General features: G+C 42.1%; 11 protein-coding genes. 4 read left to right on the plus strand and 7 right to left on the minus strand.

Annotated features, from left to right (window positions below; translation table 11 throughout):
- Window positions 1-17 precede the first annotated feature (17 nt).
- Complete coding sequence (locus RTP55_RS07475) at window positions 18-3917, plus strand: restriction endonuclease subunit S (RefSeq protein WP_312385319.1); 3900 nt, start codon at window positions 18-20, stop codon at window positions 3915-3917.
- 109 nt (window positions 3918-4026) lie between these two features.
- On the opposite strand, the gene RTP55_RS07480 is transcribed toward RTP55_RS07475, so the two are convergent.
- The 7 genes from RTP55_RS07480 to epmB all read right to left on the minus strand — a co-directional run bounded on the left by RTP55_RS07480 (window position 4027) and on the right by epmB (window position 14114).
- Window positions 4027-6093 carry a transglutaminase TgpA family protein gene (locus RTP55_RS07480; protein ID WP_312385321.1) on the minus strand — a complete coding sequence of 689 codons (2067 nt, stop codon included), beginning with the start codon at window positions 6091-6093 and terminating at the stop codon, window positions 4027-4029.
- On the minus strand, window positions 6090-7106 hold the full coding sequence (locus tag RTP55_RS07485; RefSeq protein ID WP_312385323.1) for a DUF58 domain-containing protein: 1017 nt from the start codon (window positions 7104-7106) through the stop codon (window positions 6090-6092). The genes RTP55_RS07480 and RTP55_RS07485 overlap by 4 nt, the downstream gene beginning before the upstream one ends.
- A gap of 106 nt (window positions 7107-7212) precedes the next feature.
- Complete coding sequence (locus RTP55_RS07490) at window positions 7213-8172, minus strand: AAA family ATPase (RefSeq protein WP_312385325.1); 960 nt, start codon at window positions 8170-8172, stop codon at window positions 7213-7215.
- Window positions 8173-8297: 125 nt separating this feature from the next.
- Window positions 8298-8738 carry a c-type cytochrome gene (locus RTP55_RS07495; RefSeq protein ID WP_312385326.1) on the minus strand — a complete coding sequence of 147 codons (441 nt, stop codon included), beginning with the start codon at window positions 8736-8738 and terminating at the stop codon, window positions 8298-8300.
- A gap of 42 nt (window positions 8739-8780) precedes the next feature.
- Window positions 8781-10970 carry a GGDEF/EAL domain-containing response regulator gene (locus RTP55_RS07500; RefSeq protein WP_312385328.1) on the minus strand — a complete coding sequence of 730 codons (2190 nt, stop codon included), beginning with the start codon at window positions 10968-10970 and terminating at the stop codon, window positions 8781-8783.
- Between the two features lie 223 nt (window positions 10971-11193).
- Window positions 11194-12957: a hypothetical protein gene (locus tag RTP55_RS07505; protein ID WP_312385329.1), complete on the minus strand. Its 1764-nt coding sequence runs from the start codon at window positions 12955-12957 to the stop codon at window positions 11194-11196.
- Between the two features lie 155 nt (window positions 12958-13112).
- Entirely contained in the window at window positions 13113-14114 is a 1002-nt protein-coding gene (epmB, locus tag RTP55_RS07510) for an EF-P beta-lysylation protein EpmB (protein WP_065253445.1), read from the minus strand.
- A gap of 155 nt (window positions 14115-14269) precedes the next feature.
- Between epmB and efp the strand changes: the two genes are divergently transcribed.
- The 3 genes from efp (at window position 14270) to RTP55_RS07525 (ending at window position 18135) form a co-directional block, all read left to right on the plus strand.
- Window positions 14270-14842 (plus strand): elongation factor P, encoded by a 573-nt coding sequence (gene efp, locus RTP55_RS07515; RefSeq protein WP_065253446.1) that lies wholly within the window; start codon window positions 14270-14272, stop codon window positions 14840-14842.
- A gap of 291 nt (window positions 14843-15133) precedes the next feature.
- Window positions 15134-16363, plus strand: coding sequence for a toxic anion resistance protein (locus RTP55_RS07520; RefSeq protein ID WP_312385333.1), 1230 nt, complete (start codon window positions 15134-15136; stop codon window positions 16361-16363).
- 86 nt (window positions 16364-16449) lie between these two features.
- Entirely contained in the window at window positions 16450-18135 is a 1686-nt protein-coding gene (locus tag RTP55_RS07525) for a VWA domain-containing protein (protein WP_203172349.1), read from the plus strand.
- The last annotated feature ends 34 nt before the right edge of the window (window positions 18136-18169 follow it).

The following is an 18169-nucleotide window of genomic DNA, read 5'->3' on the forward strand; positions in this document are numbered from 1 at the left end:
GTTAAAGAGTGAGCTTTATGATTGACCCTGATAATTTTAAACAAGTCCTAATTTATCTAGGATTTACTGAAACAAATAATATTTTTACTAAGTCTTTTAACAATCAAGTTTTTTTAACTGCAGACTTCAATAACAATACCCTTATTTACCCTGAAGATAAGGGTATGACGATTAACGAAAGGCAAACTTGCAACTTTTCACAAAAAGAGAATTTCGTTGTTTTTGAATGTGTGCATCGTTTGCTCAATCAAGGGTATAAACCTGAGCACATAGAACTTGAGCCAAGATGGCAATTGGGTCATGGGGCAAGTGGTGGCAGAGCTGATATTTTGGTAAAAGATAACAGCAACAATGCTTTGTTAATCATTGAATGCAAAACGGCGGGAACAGAATTTAATAAAGCATGGGCAAAAACCTTGCAAGATGGCGGGCAGTTATTGAGCTACGTTCAGCAAGAAGGTACAACCCAATTTGTCAGCTTATACGCCTCAGACTTAGTTGATAGTAATGTTCAAGCTAAATATTATCTAATTTCTCTAAAAGACAATGATGAATTGGTGGCAACGCTTGAGCAGGATAGTGATGCGTCAATTTTGACATTTAGGGAAGCCAAAACCCGTACCGTTGAAATGATTTATCAAGCTTGGAAACAAACTTATCAACAGGATTTTGCCACTAAGGGCTTATTTGAAGCAGGTTTGCAAGCTTATCAAATTGGCAAAACTGAATATAATTTGCAAGATTTAGCAGTAGTCTCAAGTCAAGATATTCAGGGCAAATATCATCAGTTTGCAACTATTCTACGTCAACACAACGTATCGGGGCGAGAAAATGCTTTTGATAAATTGGTAAATTTATTTTTATGTAAAATTGTTGATGAAAAAAATAACCCAGATAAATTACATTTTTATTGGAAAGGGATTAGTTATGACAATCCTTTTGATTTGCAAGACCGCTTACAAGCTTTGTACCAAATCGGGATGCTTCAATTTTTAGGCGAAGAAGTCACCTATATCAAAGATACGGACGTCGAGCAAGCTTTTCGATTTTATAAAAACGATCCGAACGAAACACAAAAAGCCATTCGAGAAATGTTCCGTAAGCTTAAATTTTTTACCAATAATGACTTTGCCTTTATCGACGTTCATAACCAAAAACTGTTTCAACAAAACTCAGCTGTCTTGTTAAAAATGGTACAAATGCTACAAGATATTCGCCTAACCACCGAGCAAGAAAATCAGTTTTTAGGCGATATGTTTGAGGGCTTTTTAGACCAAGGTGTCAAACAATCTGAGGGGCAATTTTTCACACCCATGCCAATTGTGAAATTTATCCTCAAGTCTTTGCCTTTAGCTGATGTCATTCATAACAGCGATGATATCCCCAAAGCCATTGATTATGCGTGTGGTGCTGGACATTTTCTTAATGAATACGCAACCGAAGTTAAACAGTTACTTGAGCAAACAAAGAGCGAACATATGCCTAGCGAATTTTATGCTCAAACCGTCGGTATCGAAAAAGAATATCGACTTTCAAAAGTGGCAAAAGTATCAGCATTTATGTATGGGCAAGATGATATTCAAATTGTTTATGCAGATGCTTTGGCAAAAAATGATGATATCAAACATCATACTTATCATATTCTCGTTGCCAATCCACCCTACAGCGTAAAAGGATTTTTAGATACATTATCACCCACGGACCGTAGGCAATACCGTTTAATTAATAGCATTGAAGAAAAAAGCTTTGACGTTAATAACGCTATAGAAACTTTTTTTATCGAACGTGCAGAACAACTACTCAAAACAGATGGGGTTGCGGGTATCATTGTCCCCTCATCTATTTTATCAAAAGGCAAAGCCAATAGTACTAGCCAAAGTAAAAACGTGTATGTCGCTACCCGTGAGATTCTATTAGAAAATTTTGATATCGTGGCGATTGCAGAGTTTGGCTCAGGTACATTTGGTAAAACTGGGACTAATACAGTCACACTATTTTTACGCCGTAAAATGGTGGCAGACCCAACTCAAGCCAATCATTATCGTCAGCGAGTGAATGATTGGTTTAATCCGTTTGAAAATCCACAAAACTCAACTATCTATGCTGATGAGCATTTTATTCGTGAGTATTGTGAACATTTGGATTTGAATTTCGAGGACTATAATACGCTATTACAAGGTCAGCCCAATGATGATTTGCTCACAACAGAATACTTCACTGCTTATCAATCTGCATTTGATAAATCGACAGAAATTAAAAATCTAAAAAAATCAAAACTATTTAAGCAAAAATCCGAAACTGAAAAAAAATATGAATTATTAAAACGGTTTGTCAATTATTTGCAAAAAGTTGAAAAAGATAAATTGTATTATTTTGTGTTGGCTAGCACCAATCCGCAACCTGTTTTGATTGTCAAAAGCCCAAACACGAATAAAGAGATGAAAAAGTTTTTGGGTTATGAATGGAGTAGTGCCAAGGGTAATGAGGGGATTAAGTATCTTGGCGGTGTCATAGATTTGCCTGTATTAGAAACAGTAGATGAAGAAAATGCAAGCGAGGTTGAAGATGAAGATAGTCGAATTTTGCAGAATATGTTTAGTTTAAATTCGATTAATACGCCCTTATATGACCCAAAAAATAATGATAATCCTGAAAAAATCAATTACTTGATTCGTGAGAATTTTCTCAAAAACCCTGTGGAAATTCCAGAATCTTTGAAAGATTTTGTCACGCAGGTAAGATTGATTGATATGCTTGATTTTTCGATTGTAGATTTTAATAAAGCTTTAAGTTTAACGCCAAAAACTAATTTTAATATTGATACAAAATGGCAAATTGTTAGAATTTCTGATATTGCAGAGACATCGTCAGGTGGCACACCTAAATCTGATAATGAGGCTTTTTATTATAAAGGTACAATACCTTGGATAAATAGCGGTGAAGTTCGACAAGGTTTAATAACTAGCACTGAGAATTATATTACCGAGCTTGGATTAGAGAACTCATCAGCAAAAATTTTTCCAAAAGATACTGTTCTTTTAGCTATGTATGGTGCAACGGCGGGGCAAGTCGGACTTCTAGGTTTTGAAGCAAGTAGCAATCAAGCAGTTTGCGGTATGATTCCTAAAGAGAATTGTTTGCCAAAATACCTTTACCATTATCTTGCAACTCAGTTAGATAATTTACTTAGTGTAAGAATGGGAACGGCTAGATTAAATCTTTCCCAAGATACGATTAAAAACTTCAAAATTCCTTTACCACCAATTGATATCCAACAAAAAATCATTGATGAGTGCCAACTAATAGATGATGAAGTTAATAAAGCCCGACAAGCCATTGACCAAGCGAATCAACAAATTAACCAACTATTTACTAACAGCCTTAATAATACAAGCACAGCAAAACGACTGAGCAATAATGAAGACTTTGAAATAGGAATCGGCAAACGAGTTCTTGCTAGCCAAATTGAAGAGCAAGCAAAAGACGGCTATCTGCCTGTCTATAGTGCCAATGTTTTCGATATCTTTGGTTACATCAATGATAGCTTAATTGACAACTTTGAATTACCTTCCGTATTATGGGGTATTGATGGCGATTGGATGACTAACTACTTACCTAAAAAATACAAATTTTACCCCACTGACCATTGTGGCTATATTCGAACTAAAACCGATGAAATCAACCCAAAATTTTTAACATGGCTACTTTATCAAGCAGGTCAAAGAGAGCGATTCTCAAGAAGTCATCGAGCTTCAATTGAACGCATTAAAAACTTAACGCTATCTTTCCCTAGTATAGATATTCAAAATGCAGTCGTTGAGCAAGTTATCATTTTTGAAAATCAAATTAAAGATTTACAAAACGTTATCAATGAAGCACATGATAAAAAACGGGTGATAATCGAATCTTATCTTTAACTATAAAAAGGGGGTAACGATTTTTTCTCGCTCCCTATTTTATAGACAATATCGCATAAATTATTGCTCAATCGCATAATCAATGGTGACAACGAGCAAATATTGAATATTAATGTTTTTTTAGCGCGATGGTTTTCGCCAAATTGTCTAATTGCCGCATGGACTGTTTGTTATCCGTAGGCTGCTGATAGCGGATTTGTCGATATAGCGCGGCAAGTGCTTGAAGGGCTGCCTTATCGGTGACTTTTGGCTCAAGTCGAGTAAGCCAAGCCAACACCCCTTCACTATCCTGCCTTGCAAGCGTTTTGTCTTTTTTTGCCAAGCGATTGGATAACTGTACCATAATCCAATCATGCTTATCCCACACCCGGCGGCGGCGCCACCACAGCCACAATCCCAATAACGCAAGGACGCTCACAAGGGTGACAAACATCACCATCACTTGCTGATAGACAGATTGGATATTGAGCCATTTAAACAGCGATGACCGCTGGCGGTCTTGGTCATAGCCGACCACATCGCGTTGCCAATAGTAGCTAGCTTGGTCAAACAAGCGGCGCGCTTGCTGCAGCATTTGAAACTGCTGATAGCTAATTTGCCCTGCCACGCCCTCACCAAACATTTTTGCGCCAGCGTCTTGGGTGACAGTGTCCATACCCTGCTCGACCCGATTGGGTGCGACAAAGCCCGTAGGATCTACACGCACCCAGCCGCGCCCTTGCACCCAAATCTCGCTCCATGCATGGGCATCCATTTGCCGTACTTCCCAGCTTTTGCCATCACGCCCTAACCGCCCACCTTGATACCCGGCTACCACCCGAGCCGGCACACCTGCCGCTCGCATGAGGTAAGTAAAACTTGACGCATAATGCTCACAAAACCCTGCACGGGTAGCAAATAAAAAATCATCGATGCGATTACTACCCAAGGCAGGGGGTGATAAGGTGTAGCGAAACTGCTGGCTACGCATCCACTGGGCGATGGCGTTGGTATAAGCAATCGGGTCATCGCCTGCTTGGTGATAGAGTCGCTGGGCAAATTGGCGACTTTGCGGATTACCGCCTGCTGGCAATGCCAAATTGACCTGACGTTGCTGAGTAGATAAGGCTAAATTGATAGGCGCATCATCTAACCAATGCACTTGATAAGTAAACCGCTGATTGACAGTGTCCCAATACCGCAGGGTAAAATCCGACGTCAGCCCAATGCCTTGTTGGTTGGTTATCGGATAATCAAGCCCAAACAACCAATTTTGTCCCGTCTGCTCCAAAATCACCCGATAGTCAGGGATAACGGCTAAGGTAAAGCGTTTACTGAGCTTCAACGTCGGCAACAACCAATCAGCAAACGGCTGATCGGGCGTCCAAAGCGAGGTGCTAGGATTGGCTCGCCAGGTGGTGCCATCAAAATCAGAAAATACCAAACCGCGCCAATATAAATTTTGTTGGCTTGGCTGCTGATTGCCAAATTCCACCCGAAACGCCAATTCAGTCGATTGACTGAGGTTGGCAAAATCGCCCGGTGACATACTATCTGACATGCCCGTCTTTGCTTGCGCGCCGCTCAAATGCACCGACCATAGCGGCGGCAATCGAGGGAAAAATAAAAACAGAATAATGGTCAAAGGAATGGCTTGACCGACCAACAAGCCAAGCGTGCGGTAGCGTCCTGTACCATCATCATTTTGCGCAATCATGGCAAACAGCACGACCATCGTGCCAATCGCCACTTGTAGCGTTGTCATCAAATCTTGGTTGATTAAGAGCAGCCCTGCCAATACAAACAGTGATAAACTCAGCACCACATAGCCATCACGCCTGGTATGCAATTCAAGTAGCTTACTGACGGCACACAATAGCAAAAACGCGATACCGATATCCAATCCAAAGGCGGTACGATAGGTCAAATACAGCCCCACCAAACTTGCAATGAATCCTGTGTACTGTATCAACTGTAATGAGCGCGGACGATACAAAGCGTTAGGCAACCAACGTCGCAGGGGTTGCAATTGAAAGATGATAATAAAAAAGGCATACACCGATAGCCAAATGGGTAAATTTTTGACGTGAAAAGCCACAATCAACAGTTGAGACAGCAATATCCACTGAGTCGCCGAGATTTGGTTTAGGCGCTGAGATAAGGTTAAGCTAGGACGATTTGCGTTAGGGCGACTCATGGCGTTTTTGCCAATCTTAGCAAACATTGCTGACGAAATGCTTGTCCTTCACCTATTGCGCCTTCACCATCAGGCAGTCGCAATTGAAAAGCGATTTGGCTCTGGCTCAAACTCTCCACCCCGTAGCGCAGCTGGCTGAGTTTTTCTTCATGCGTTACCGCAGGCATTTGATAGTAATCAAGTAATTGCTGCTGCCCCACACTCTCCACAAAACGTTTTGACATGAGTCCTTGCCCGCGCGCGACATGCGCCCACGAAATACGCGCCAATGATTCCCCTGGGACATAATTATCCAACTGGTCAAAATCTTCCTGCCCTGCTTGGGTGTGTAAGGCAGCGGTTTGCTCATCATCGGATGGCACAAACTGACTGGCTTTCATCTCATAGCTCAGTGGCGCAGGATACACCCACGCGTGTCCTTCAAAAAACACATACGACCAAGCTTGCAAAATCCCTAAGGGATATACGGTAGTCACCGTGAGTCTGGGTAACACAAATTTGCCGCGTTTGTCGGCTGTTAACCATAAGCTCACCTGTTGCGGCGCTTGTATTTGACTGACCAACAGCCAACCATTTGGTGCGGACTGTGCATTGGGTTTGCGATGTATCGGCTGTTTAAAATCGAAGGCATTGTTGGCAAAACTTAACCGAATTTGCCGATGCGGCTGCCTTGACTCACTACTAATTTGCAATCGCACTTGCACCTTGCCACCCACTTGTGTATCGCTGATATCCACCAGTTTGATTTGTAACCCTGCCAAGTGGGCAAAGGTATAATGGATGGTCACCACGAGTAGACTACCTAGCAAAAAGCACAAACCCAATACCAAATTATTGGCATAATTAATCCCTGCGACAAAGGTAATGATGAGTAAAAAAGCGTACAGCAATCCTTCTTTACTCAAAAAAATATATACGTTGCGCAGGTTGAGGGTGATGTCGCGGCTAATCGGCGCTCGACGCTTAAACCATGTTTGCAAGTAGTTTTCAAGTCGCTGGCGAATGGCAAACATGATAGGCGCGGGCTCTTAATTGGGATAATTTAATCGGATAATAAAAATACAGCAATGAGAAAGTTTTTAACGCTAAAATACTTTATACATCATGATACATCATGGTTTACACCAGTACCGGCACTTGGCGTAACAACTGGGTCGCAATCGATTGCGGCTGCTCACCGCCCAAATGATTAAATGGTATAAAAGCTTGCCCCAAGCGATGATCGACGACGGCAGCAAATACCGCTTGGATATCTTCTGGCGTCACTTCATTGTAGCCACCCAAATAAGCAAAGGCTTGTGCCGCTTGCTTGAGCGCTAGGACACCACGGGTAGATAGACCATGATAGTCTCGGCTCTCACGCGTTTTTGCTACCAATCGCTGTAAGTAGTCAATCACAACATCTGCGATATATATATCTTTGGCTTGCGCTTGTGCCTGCTGCAATGACTGGGTATCTAACATCGGGGTAATTTGACTCAGCATTTGACGTCTATCTTTACCCAGTAGCAACTCTCGCTCTGCATTAACTGAGGGATAACCCAGCGATAAACACATCAAAAACCGATCGAGCTGTGACTCAGGTAAAATAAACACACCCGATTGCTGCGTCGGGTTTTGGGTAGCAATCACAAAAAAAGGTTCAGGGAGTTTTCGTGTTACCCCATCTTGCGACACTTGCCGCTCTTCCATCGCCTCTAACAGGGCAGATTGGGTTTTTGGGCTTGAGCGATTAATTTCATCGGCAAGTAACAACTGACAAAATATCGGACCTGGCTTAAATTCAAACGTGCCAGTATCGGTTTTATACAGCGAAATTCCTAAAATATCGGCAGGTAGCATATCGCTGGTAAATTGTACCCGATTAAACGATAACCCCAAATGGTTGGCAATCGCGTGCGCTAGCGTGGTTTTACCCATTCCTGGTAAATCTTGAAGCAGTAAATGACCGTTGGCTAACAAACAAGCGACCGCCAACTTCACTACCTCAGGTTTATCCAACACGATCTCATTAATACTCACTAACATGGCTTGCAATCGTTGTTGTAACGGCTGATTGTCTAAGTTACCCATCACCATGTGGTCTATCCTTTAAAGGTTTAAATGTTGTTTATCAATCATGTTAACTAAAAATATCACTAAAAGGCATAGGCTGCCACTGCCCTAGCGAAATCATTGTGGATAAGGCATAGCCACAAAGCAATTTAACGAAGCGTCGAAATATAAGCAATAATATCTTGGCGGACTTTGGCATCAGCAATCGGGTCAGAACGCATACGCGTTCCTGCGATAGTTTGTTTTGGATCGGCGATATATTTATCCAAATTTTCCGCTGTCCACGTCATATTGCTGTTTTTCAGTGCGTCTGTGTATTGATAATCGGTTAACAAGGCGGATTTTGCCCCATAAATACGCAGCAATTGTGGGCCTTTCTCGTTATTTCCTGGCTGTAGCTTGTGGCATTTTAGACAGGCTTCTTCGTATTGCTTTTTACCGTTATCGGCATCCCCTTGGCTATAAACGGGCAAGGTAACCGCTGGGCGCTCGGCGGGTGGCTGATGTTGACAACCTGTCGCAATGACGATACAAAGACCCAATCCTAGCATAGGCAATCGGTTTGATTTATGAATGATTGTTTGGTGCATTTTGGCTAACTCGTTTTTACTTTATAAATTCAGCGCTTGGATTTAGCTGGTTTCATTCTCGATGTGCATGGTGTCACTCGCTTTTTGCAAATATGCCCCTTGCAAATAACGCGCACCGACTGTCCACGCCGCTGACATGGCGGCAGGGTCTTCAATAAAGGGCATCAAACAACTGGAGCCGCGCTCAGTGATTTCGCGCACCACCGTTGCCACGGTATTGACATTGTCATTGTTGCTCAAATCTTTGATATAGCTGCGATCGAGTCGTACCAGCTGTGGTTTGACAAATTCTAATACTTCCATCGCATTGACTGCTGAGCCAAAGTTATAGATACCTAGGTGACAACCTATTTGGTTAAGCGCATTACTTTGTTTGGCTGCCACCGCCAGATGATCCATTACCATGGTCTCATTAAACTGTAAGGTCAATATCCCTTGCTCGCTGGTCTCTAACGCTTGCATCAATCGACTCATAAAGCTTGGCAAGGTGGCATCTGCTAGTGATATCTGGCTTAAATGCACTAATAATCGGGTACTGGCATCGACCTCATGACGGTAACGTTTTAAATCTTTACAGGCTTGAATTAACACCCAACGGTCGATTTTATCCATCAACTGATGTCGGGTCGCCACTTCTAAGAATTTATCAGGTGCCATTAAGCTGCCATCTGCCAGGGGCAGGCGTAAAAACACCTCAAACATGTTACTGACATCGTTTTCAACGTCATAAATCGGCTGATATAATAATTTAAATTTGCTGTGTTCTAGGGCATCACGTAGCGATTCGTACAGCGCACTGTCATCACTGCTGGCAAAACTACTTGGGTCATATAGATAGAATAAATCTTTATCGTCGTTACTGTCTTTATTGGCTTTGGCTGCCATGCCGACGGCTTGGATGACACGGTTAATAATACTATTGGTATCAGGTGCACTGGCGTTGACTAAGGTTGCACCAATTGTTACTGTGGTTTTAACCGTACGATGACCAATTTCAATAATGGTGCTATTAATATCGGCAACCAATTTTTGTCCCAATGCTGTCAAATCTTGTTGCCGCATATTAGGGACAATCAGCATAAACATGCTATCATTAAAACGGCTCAAATAGCCATTTTTCACCCGCTCTACCCCAATAATCTCAGTAAGATGTTGCTCAAGAATATTGGCAACGGCAACCACCACCCCATCAATTCCTTCAATCCCCACACTGGCATGGATTTTACCAATATTATCGACGCGTAGCGCCATCAAACCCACCGATAGGTTGTTCTCAACAATCACGTCACGCAGTCGGTTAAACAGTCTTTCAAAACCATGACGATTAAATAGCCCTGTGATTGAGTCAATGCGTTCCATCGCCTCAAGTTTTTTGGCAAGCTCAGCACTATTGGCTTGTTCATTGGGCTGGATAATGACTTGTAGGCACGGCTGACCGTCATAGGTAGCAGCCGCTAACTGCAGTTTAGCGGCGAAGGTGGTATTATCTTTTCTCACACTTTCAAATTCAAATTCGACGTTTGTACGGTTGCCTTTTTCAAAGTCTTTTAAAAACGTTTTGAAATCTTGGATATTATTGCTCGCAATCAAGTCAACGACCGGCACCCCCATCAGTTCATCGAGCGTTTTAAACCCAAACATTTCAAGATAGGGCTCATTGGCATAAATATGTAAACCATCTTCAATATAAGCCACTGCACTCTTGGAGTTTTTGATAAGAATATTGGCACGCTGTTCGGCATCGCTCAACACCATTTTTAGCCGCTCAAGCTCGCGCCCTAGTTTATGATGCTCGTGTTCACGGCAGATACGAATGGCCATGCGCAGTAACTTATTTTTGCGCAAAGCATCCGCTGCACCCCAATAGGTATATAAAGGTAATAACTTATGGGTTTTATCAGGGTCGCTAACAAGCTGGGTCTGGGCTTGCTCATTGGCAGTTAATGCCTCTGGGTAATGAGTAGCATCATCAGACAACAGAGCGATGACGGGGATGTGAGCATCGTGGGCTTTTAAAATCTCTTTGACGTCTTTAAACGATAAATCATACGCATTCCCCATCAAAATAATGTCCCAAGACTGGCGCAATAACTTTATCAGCTCGTCTTTGGCATCCAAAAATCCTAAATTAACCTGTCTATAATAATGTTTTTCTAATAACCCAACCAACTGCTCGGCATACAGCTGGTTATCATCAATGATTAACAGATTGAGTTGGTTGTGTTTTTGCATCGATTCACTATCCCATTAAACGCTTGCCCATTAACGCTTGGTTTATAGAGCCATGTGCAAGCTATTATAAGCGAACTGTTTGATAAATTATTTATAATATTAGATTCAATTTCTTATTATATGATTAATCTTTCAAAACGGCTACAAGGATATGAAAATCTTTTATTTTTAATGAGTTAGAGTTAAAATGGCAGATTTTGTTGCCATTTCTTAGCGGTTAAGTTTACGGAATTTTTACAAAAGCGTATTCTTCGATATCATCAGTCATATCAAGTAGCTCAGTCAGACGCACGTTAATTTCCTTGCTCTCAATACGCACCACTAGCTTGTCTGCCACTTGGTAGCCAAAGCGTGCCATCAGCAAACGGGGCTGGGTATCAGCGTTGTTTGGATCGCTAGAGATAATAAATGCCGCAACAAAATGTGGCTGACGGCCACCCGCATTTTGAAAGCGCACGCCACAGGGAATGGCATTTTGACAATGCACTCGCACTTGTGCCTCAATTTCTAAGTAGGTCTTGTTGGTGGGTTGACCGGTTGGCGTATCGATAAAACCTTGACGGTTATCTTTAATGTAGCCGAGCTGCCAAGTTTTTGCGCCATTAACCTTTCGCAGCGCAATTAAGCAATTGACTTGCAATTGCCTCAGCGGATGATAGCTATCGCCACGGCTGCTGCTTGGATATGGGTCAACGATTTGATTGGCGTAGCTAAACACGTGCGACAGGCACATGGATTGGGGATTTTCTTTGTTCAGCTCCACAACGGTAGATTTTTTAAGATACGCCGTATGTTGAGTTTTGGGTTTTAACCGCTCAGACAACTCATTGGCATGAATGAGATTGCCCAAACTGGTTTTATTCGCAAGCATGTAATGGATATTATTGAATCCAAGTACCACTTCACATTTTGAATGGTTCTGATGATAGTCTGCCGCTGGTTTTAACCCATCTTGGATATTATTCAATACCAATTTGGCCTGACGCGCGCTATTTTTTATCTCAGCCTCGCTACTGTTTTGACCTTGGCTAATGGTTTGATGTAAGTGTTTAAATAACCGACTAAACATCACAAACAGGCAATTGCTGGTTACTGCAAAGGGATTGAATGTATCATCGATTTCTAGCAGTTTGGGCGGCTGCTTACCTTCTAAATCAATATATAGGTAAGGTTTTTCAACCAAATCTTTACTGATAATGAGCTCTTCAATCCACTGGGTACTTACTTTTTGAATGGCCAAAATATCGGCACGCCGACAAGCATACGGATTGGTGACTGCCACCATCAAGCAGTGAAAATAAATATCCTCAATCGATAGCGGTGCGCCCTGTTTGCTATACTCATTGGCAGAATGCAGTTTGATTGGCAAGGAGATAGACTGCCAATCATTAGTGACCGCAAATCGATAGCAGGCATTCAGATATTGCCAAATCACCTGTGTATCTTTACGATAGCCGATATATTTTTCAAACAGCGATTGGCGCAGTAATAGCATGGTACTGTAGAGGGAGCGCTGAATGACTTGAGTGGAGGTAAGTGATTGAGGTGTTTGGCGAAATAGGCTAATGATGCCTTTTTTCTCAGCCACTTCAGGTCGAGCCGCTGCCCGTTGCCAGATGACATGGTAAAACATGATGCCTAGATAAAGCACTGATAGCACGGTATCTAAGCCTTGCTGTTTTTCTTCATCCAAAATCCCCGGCTGGGTTTGGTAATTCACCCGCAATTTGCCAAGTAATACGCTGACGGCTTTATTAACCTCATCAAATAATGCAAAGCGTTTGACATCATCAATATCGGCAAACATCAACTGGTTTATCACGAATTTATATTCGTCATACATCTCACACGCCGACATACGATTAAATTGTATCTGCCAATCGGTCGTATCCTGCAATGAACTCTGCGTCACTTTAAGTTCAATAGGACTGGTCGGTGTATCGTTTATGCGCTGTAAGAAATCGTCTAGTGTGAGATCCGTAACCATTTTTTTGCACCAAAATGCACAACATTTTTCGACTTATTTAACAACAATAAATAACATAAAAACCAAATTTTATCTAGATATTTTAAGATAATTGTACTATTTATCAGATAAGTAACAGATAATCTTTTATTTTAGTTGTTGTTTTTCAACAAATTTTAGTGGTCATACAAATCAATGGGTGTCTTAAATGGCTTATTAGGTAATTCTCGTACTAACTTTGGCACCAAGTAGCCAGCACATTTGGCGAGTAATTCCCAGTACAGAGAGACTGCTTGCTCATCTGAAATATAAAAATGGCTCGCCCCGGCAACTTTATCAAGCACATGCAAATAATAGGGTAATACGCCCGCTTGCCATAATTTTTCGTTTAAGCTTGCAAGCGTATTTGCATCGTCATTAATCGACTTGAGTAGCACGGTTTGGTTAAGTAAAGTAACACCTGCTTTTTTTGCCTTAGCCAAAAATATTTGTGTTTCTTGGTCGATTTCATTGGGGTGATTGGCATGAATGACTATGACGATGTGACAGCGGCTGTTAGCAAATCGCGCAAGTAACGGCTCATCTAAGCGCTCAGGAATCATCACAGGTACACGGGTGTGGATACGAATGGTCTGCACTTGCGGTAGTGCTTCAAGGGTGGTGAAAATCTCCAATAAACGACGATTGCTCAGCGATAACGGGTCGCCGCCACTTAAAATCACCTCATTGATGGCGGGGTGCGCTGTGATGTAGGCACTGATGGCTTGCCAATCGTTTTGGGTTGGTAGATTCTCGTGGTAGTCAAAGTGCTGGCGAAAACAATAGCGACAATTGACCACGCAAGCCCCGGTGACAGGAATCAGCACACGTGATGCGTATTTATGAATGATGCCTTTGACCGGATTGGCGTGTTGTTCATCGAGTGGGTCGGTGACAAAGCCGGTGACTTGTACCGTTTCTTGAAACGTCGGCAACACTTGCTTAAGCAGAGGGTCATTAATATCGCCTTTCCCCATTTTTTGCACAAAGCGACGCGGCACTTTTAGGGGAAATTGACCGACCTGACTATCAAAACTATCTATCGGCAAATCCAACGCTTGCGCTAATTCAGCAAAGCTCGTGATAGTGTCAGAAAACGCATTTTGCCAGTTTTTTTGTGTCGCCAAATAGTTTATCATATAGTGTTTATCCAATTGTCAATGCCGCTTGCTGATAACGCCTGTTGCGGATAGGGTTACCCCGTAGGCAGCGCGTTTTTAGCAAATTGGCTATTATACAAAGATTTGATTTACCTCGGTTATTTTTTAGTCGCAACACCTTATTAGGAAATTTTATGGCAACTTACTCAACCAATGAATTTAAAGCTGGCTTAAAAGTCATGCACGAAGGCAACCCCTTTGCAATTTTAGAAAATGAATACGTTAAACCAGGTAAAGGTCAAGCATTCAACCGCGTCAAAATGCGTAACCTAAGAACGGGTAAAGTATTAGAAAACACCTTTAAATCTGGCGATAGTCTTGAAGGCGCTGACGTTGTTGATACTGAAATGAACTACCTATACAACGATGGCGAATTCTGGCACTTTATGCACCCAGAAAGCTTTGAGCAGCTACAAGCCGACAAAAACGCGATGGGCGATGCGGCGAAATGGTTAAAAGAAAATAGCAACGAAGAATGTACCATTACCCTATTCAATGGCGTGCCTTTAAGCGTTGCTGCGCCAAACTTTGTTGAGTTAGTGATTACCGAAACTGACCCAGGTCTAAAAGGCGATACATCAGGTGGCGGCGGTAAACCTGCAACTCTTGAAACAGGCGCGGTAGTACGTGTGCCATTATTTGTCCAACAAGGCGAAAAAATCAAAGTCGATACCCGCACTGGCGAATACCTATCACGGGTACAATAATATATTCTATTACCAAGAATTTTGAAAAAATAAAAGCCCAACTAACTGTTGGGCTTTTATTTTTTAACATGTGATTGAAAAATTTTTTGTTACGCTGTCACACTGACGTAGCATCATAAAAAAATCATTCGTCAAACGCGCATGGAAAAAATGATTACCCAAATAGAACAACAAATGAAATAATTCACCAAGATAATCAAACTAGCGTTAGCTCAAACCGCTAAAATACCAAGACAAACTAAAAGGCAAGTTAATATACAAATACCAATATAGACAACTCAAGGATATATCATGCCAGAACTCACCCCGCCAGAAACCAGCCCTGTCATCACCCTTGAAGCGCCGCAACCCGTTGCCGTTGTGCCACAAGACGAAGCCGACCAACTGGTCAAACTTGACCTAACCAAAGTGCCTGAACTTGATGCCAAAGTGAACGATTTTGTGATGCATGTATTACAAACCCCTGTCAACACGTCTGTATTCGATGAGAAAGTCAAAGCCATTCATCAGCTAGGTAGTGCCGAAATTCGCGCTTCCGCGCAGATTGCAAATCGCATGCTTGATCGTCCTGCCAAAAGCATGGATAAAGCCTTATTTGACAACTCCCCGATTGCCAAATCCTTGACTGAGCTACGCAGCGTGGTCGAAGACCTAGATCCAAGCCGACAAGGTTCGCTGTCAAGTCCACGCAAATTTTTGGGCATCATCCCAATGGGCAAATCCGTACAAGATTATTTTCGTAAATACCAATCTTCGCAAAACCATATCAATGCCATCATCGAAAGCCTGTATCACGGCAAAGATGAACTGATGAAAGACAATGCCAGCATTGAGCAAGAAAAGGTCAATATGTGGGCACTGATGCAGTCGCTCCGTCAATATATTTATGTCGGTCAAAAAATTGATGAACGTCTAGAGCAAAAAATCGGTGAGCTTGAAGCCACTGACCCTGAAAAAGCACGCGTAGTCAAAGAAGAATTGCTGTTTTATCTCCGCCAAAAAAACATGGATTTTTTGACCCAACTGGCGGTGAACATCCAAGGGTATTTGGCGCTTGATATGATTCGCAAAAACAACTTAGAGCTTATCAAAGGTGTTGACCGTGCCACGACGACAACGGTTGCTGCGCTGCGTACTGCGGTGATGGTGTCACAAGCGCTGAGTAGTCAAAAACTGGTGCTCGACCAAATCAATGCGTTAAATTCGACCACAAGTAGTTTGATTGAATCAACCTCAGTGCTATTAAAACGCCAAACCGCACAGGTACACGAGCAAGCCAGTAGTAGCTCAGTAGATATGGAAAAACTGCAAAAAGCCTTTAACCATATCTATGAAACTATGGACGCGATTGACGACTTCAAAGTCAAAGCATTGGGTAATATGCAACAAACAGTCAACGTACTAACCCAAGAAGTCGATAAAGCCCAAACTTATCTTGACCGCGCCAATCGCCAAACGGTGATTGATGTTGCAAACAACTTGCAAATTGACGATAAAAAATTGGGTGAGGTTAAAATCTAGCCAATCAATATGACTGGCAAAAACAGGGATGTTTGTGATTTCACCTTATCTCAAAAATGCCCCTTTTTATCACAAAAGGATATTTGATGACTTACTACTATAATAAACCATCAAAGTATTTCAACACTTATCTAGCACTTGGTGTTGGCTTCGCTGCGATCATTAGCCTTTCTGCTTGTAGCAAATCTGGTAACAGCACCGCAAAAGATGAGGCACCTGCAACTGTCAACATTACCAGTGAACAAGCCATCAATAACCCTGATTCGCTATATATCTTGGCAGGTTCAGAACTCAAAGATATTGAGCCTTTTTTGGATGATATCAAAGCCAAAACTGGCATATCTATCAAACTTGACTATACTGGCACAATTGATGGTGCCGAAGCCATCGCACAAGGTAAAAAAGCCGATGGGGCTTGGTTTTCACATGGTAAATATCTCAGCCTTATCAATGGCAAACAAATCATCACCCAAACTCCGATTATGCTGTCGCCCGTGATTATGGGTGTCAAACAAAGCAAAGCCCAGCAGTTAGATTTGGTTAGTGCTGATGGCAAGACCGCCAAAACAGATATCACTTGGCAAACTATTGCGCAGAAAGCCAACAATGGTGAACTTAAATATGCTATGACCAACCCCGCATCTAGCAATTCGGGTTTTACTGCACTCATGGGTGTGGTTTCTGCTTTTGCTGGGACATCCGATGCGCCAACTGAAGCTGATATTGCCAAAGCACAACCTAAGCTAAAGCAATTTTTTAAAGGTCAAACCTTGACTGCTGGTAGTTCTGGCTGGCTTGCGGATGCCTTCGTCAAAAATTTGGATACTACCAACAACCTGGACGGCATGATCAATTACGAATCCGTATTGATGCAATTGAACAAAAGCAGCAAGCTCAAAGAGCCTTTAGTTTTGCTATATCCTAAAGAGGGAATCATCACCGCTGACTATCCGCTTATGTTATTAAATACCAGCAAACAAGCCGCGTATGACAAAGTTGTTTCGTATCTTAAAACAGCAGAATTTCAAACCAAATTAATGCAACAAACCTTTCGCCGTCCAGTCAATAGTAGCGTCAAACTTGATTCAAGTTTTAATCAAGCGATGATGGTTGAGTTACCTTTCCCAAATGCCAAGACGGTAATTAACAGCATTCTTGGCTCATATATGAATGAGTTACGCTTGCCCGCTCGTCCGATTTTTATCATTGATACTTCAGGCTCGATGTCTGGGAATGGCATGGAGCAGCTAAAAAAAGCATTGATGACATTAACCGATGGCGATGGTACTACAATGGGCGATTTTGCCAAATTCTCTGAACGTGAGCAAGTCACTTTTATTCCATTTAATAGTACACCAGAGGCAGAAAAGCAATATACCATCGGTAAAGATGCCAAAGCCCGTGAACCAGTACGCCAATTTGTGAAAGACCTTACTGCAGGTGGTGGTACAGCGATTTATAGTTCACTACACAAAGGCTATCAAGAAATTGTCGCGCGACAATCCAATGCTGCCATTGCCCAACCGTACTACGATACTATTGTCCTTATGACCGATGGCCAAAATACCAACGGTGAAAATTTTGAAGCATTTGAAAAGTTTTACAACACACTACCTGCCAATGCCAAGAATGTCAAAACTTTTACTGTGCTATTTGGCGATGCCGATCCGACCGAAATGCAAAAAATTGCCGATTTGACGGCTGGTAAAGTATTCGATGGACGAAAAGAGAATTTAGCCAATGTATTCAAGCAAATCCGTGGTTATCAATAAAACTTAGACAAAATCACAAGGAAAACGAAACCGC

This window comes from Moraxella sp. CTOTU47579, from assembly GCF_032004885.1.
In the GTDB taxonomy this organism is placed as follows: domain Bacteria; phylum Pseudomonadota; class Gammaproteobacteria; order Pseudomonadales; family Moraxellaceae; genus Faucicola; species Faucicola tetraodonis.